Below are 3,331 nucleotides of genomic sequence, written 5' to 3' on the forward strand. Positions count from 1 at the left end.
CTTCTGGAGGGTCCGCGCGCGGACCCTCCAGAAGGGGCTCGACGTTCCGGTACGGCAGGGCTCAGGCCAGCCGCTTCTCGAAGCAGCAGGAGCCCTCCAGCCGCTCGTAGGGAGGGAAGACCGGGATGGGGACGTACCCCTCCCGCCGGTACACCCGCACGGCGTCCGGCTGGCGGTCTCCGGTCTGCAGGATGATCCGCCTCCCGCCGAGCGCGCGGGCCGCGTCCTCGGCCGCGGCCAGCAGCGGGCGCGCCACGCCCGCGCCCCGGTGGGACGGGACCACGAACATCCGCTTGAGCTCCAGTTCGGCGCCGAGCCGGCGGAGCGCGATGTGCCCGACCGGCAGGTCGGCGCCGAGGTAGGCGACCCCGGTGTAGACGACGGACCCGGGTTCGACGTTCATGCCGCGCGGCAGGTAGTCCACCTTCGAGGCGAGCCGGTCGGCGTACCGGGCGCCCATCTCCTCCTCCATCGCCTCGCGCAGCGCGACGGCCGCGGCGTCGTCCCAGGCGACGGCCCTGACCACGATCACTCCGGCCCTCTCCGCTGATGCGGTCATGTGCGGGACCCCCTGACTCCGGTTGCGGCTACCGGAGAATCCTGGCAGCCCTCGGACCGGCGGCGCCCCCCGGCCCCGCCCTGGCCCCGCCCCGCCCCCCAGCCCCCTTCCAGCCCAGCCCCCTTCCGGTTCCGGCCCAGCCCCCTTCCGGCTCCCTTCCGGCCCCGCTCCCTCCCAGCCCCCTTCCGGCCCCTGTCCTGCTCCCGTCCTGCCCCGGACTTGACACCGGGCCCCGCCTGCCTCACATTTATCTGCGTGACGCAATATCTGCGTCACGCAATATATGTGTCGCGGGCGCGTTCAGCGCGCCCCGCACTCCTTTCCCGAAAGAGTCACGCTCTTGTCCACGCCCGCCCACCCCACCGCCGCCGTCGCGGAGACGGCCTCCCCCGGAGCGGAGACGGTCTCCCCCGGAAAGGGGGCGCTCTCCCCGAGAAGACGGTGGGCCGTCCTCGCCGTCATCCTCAGCGCCGATGTCCTGGACCTCCTCGACGCGACGATCACCAACATCGCCGCCCCCACCATCGCCGACGACCTCCACGGAGGCGAGACCCTCATCCAGTGGCTGGGGGCCGGCTACGCCCTCGCCCTCGGCGTCCTCCTCGTGGTCGGCGGCCGGCTCGGCGACAGATACGGCCGCCGGCGCCTCTTCCTCATCGGGATCACCGGCTTCACGCTCGCCTCGATCGCCTGCGGCCTGGCCGTCACCCCCGCGTCGATCGTCATCGCCCGGCTCCTCCAGGGCGCCTTCGGCGCCCTGCTGATCCCGCAGGGGTTCGGCATCCTCGGCTCGGTCTTCCCGCGCGACCAGATCGGCAAGGCGTTCAGCGCCTTCGCCCCGGTGATGGGGATCTCCGCCGTCGGCGGCCCCATCATGGCCGGCTTCCTCATCGAGGCCGACCTCGCCGGGCTGGGCTGGCGCTCCATGTTCCTGATCAACATCGTGCTCGGCGGCCTCGCGATCCTCGCCGCGGTCAGGCTCCTGCCGAAGGACACCGGCGACCCCGCCACCACCGTCGACGGTGTCGGCTCCGGCCTGCTCGCCGCGGCCATGCTCGGGCTGATCTTCGGCCTGATCGACGGGTCCGCCAGCGGATGGAGGCTCGTCCCCGTCCTGTCCGTCGCCGGCGGTGCCGCCTTCTTCGGCCTGTTCTGCCGGCGTCAGCACACGGCCGCCGCCCCGCTGATCAAGCCGTCGCTGCTGCGCAACCGGGGGTTCACCTCGGGCCTCATCCTCGGCGTCGCCTTCTTCGCCGCGGTCTCCGGCCTGCTCTACGTGCTGTCCCTCTTCATGCAGAACGGCCTCGGCCACCCGCCCCTCAAGACGGCGCTCGGCCTGACGCCGGTCGCGGTGGGCATCGTCGTCGCCTCCATCGCCTCCTACCGGCTCATCGGCCGGCTCGGGCGCGATCTCGTCCTCATCGGCCTGCTCATCACCCTGGCGGGCACCGGCTGGCTGCTCGTCCTCGTCCTGTCGGCCGGGACCTCGGTGGGCCCCTGGACTCTCGTGCCACCGGTCCTGATCATCGGACTGGGCATGGGGACCTGCTTCGGGACCATCTACGACGTCACCATCGGCGACATCGCCCCCGAGGAGGCCGGCAGCGCCGGCGGCTCGCTCAGCGCGGTCCAGCAACTGGCCAACGCCCTGGGGGCAGCCGCGGTGACCACCGTCTACTTCAACACCCTGGCCACCGGCGGCCAGACCCGGGCCGTGATCTGGAGCCTCGCCCTCGTCGCCGCCGTCACCGCCGTCAGCTGCTGTCTCGTCCGGCTGCTGCCCCGCCGGGCACAGCCCCAGGGCCACCACTAGATCTTCTCGTCCACAGCCACACCGACCGTGAAAAGGAAATCCACCATGACCATTCTCGTCACCGGAGCCCGCGGACTCGTCGGCGGCACGCTCCTGACCCTCCTGAGGAGCCGGGGCATCGACGCGCGGGCCGCCTCCGGCAGCCCCGACAAGCTCGACCTGCCCGGAGACGTGCCGACGATGCGATGCCACCTCTCCGACCCGGCCACCTTCCCCGCCGCGCTCAAGGGGGTCACCTCCGTCTTTCTCTACGCCGAGCCGTCGCACATCGACGCGTTCGTCGAGCAGGCCGCCGACGCCGGGGTCCGGCACATCGTGCTGCTGTCGACCAGCGCGGTGCTCGGCCCCGGCGCCGGCGAGGACCCCATCGCCAGGTCACACCTGAAGGTCGAGAGAGCCCTCGCGGCCTCGCCCGTCGAGTCGACGTTCCTGCGGCCGGGTTCCTTCGCGAGCAACGCGCTGCAGTGGTCCTGGCCCATCAAGTCCACCGGGGCGGTGAACCTGCCCTACCCCGACTCCCACACCGACCCCATCCACGAGGCGGACATCGCCGAGGCGGCGCTCGCCGTACTGACCGATCCCCGGCTGAGCGGCGGGAAGTACACCCTGACCGGGCCGGAGTCCGTCACCTTCCGGGAGCAGATCGGCCACATCTCCCGCGCGACGGGCCGGCCCGTCGCCGTCGAGGCCGTCAGCCGCGCGGCGTGGAAGGCGGAGATGGCCGACTACATCCCCGGGAGCTTCGCCGACGCGCTGCTCGACTGGTGGCGCTCCAACGACGGCTCGCCGGTCGAGACCACCCGGACGGTCGAGGAGCTGACCGGCCACCCGGCCCGCGGCTTCGCGGTCTGGGCCGAGGACCACGCGGGCGACTTCACCCGGTAAAGACCCTGCCAGCCCTGCCGCATCCCAAACGGTCATCGTTTTGAGGGAGTCGCAGAGAATCCGATCTATCAGGT

3 protein-coding genes are annotated in these 3,331 nt (G+C 72.1%); 2 read left to right on the forward strand and 1 reads right to left on the reverse strand.

The genetic code is table 11. The annotated features are described in order from the left end of the window. Window positions 1-61: 61 nt before the first annotated feature. Window positions 62-559 carry a GNAT family N-acetyltransferase gene (locus ACWDS7_RS47505; RefSeq protein WP_306869297.1) on the reverse strand — a complete coding sequence of 166 codons (498 nt, stop codon included), beginning with the start codon at window positions 557-559 and terminating at the stop codon, window positions 62-64. Between the two features lie 340 nt (window positions 560-899). Here ACWDS7_RS47505 and ACWDS7_RS47510 point away from each other — a divergent pair, with 340 nt between their 5' ends. Beyond that, a complete protein-coding gene (locus ACWDS7_RS47510; RefSeq protein ID WP_451934681.1) occupies window positions 900-2,372 on the forward strand; it encodes an MFS transporter in 1,473 nt (490 codons plus the stop codon). A 45-nt stretch (window positions 2,373-2,417) separates the two neighbouring features. Next, window positions 2,418-3,257, forward strand: coding sequence for an NAD(P)H-binding protein (locus ACWDS7_RS47515; RefSeq protein WP_451934682.1), 840 nt, complete (start codon window positions 2,418-2,420; stop codon window positions 3,255-3,257). Window positions 3,258-3,331: the final 74 nt, after the last annotated feature.

Source organism: Streptosporangium sp. NPDC003464 (assembly GCF_053588315.1).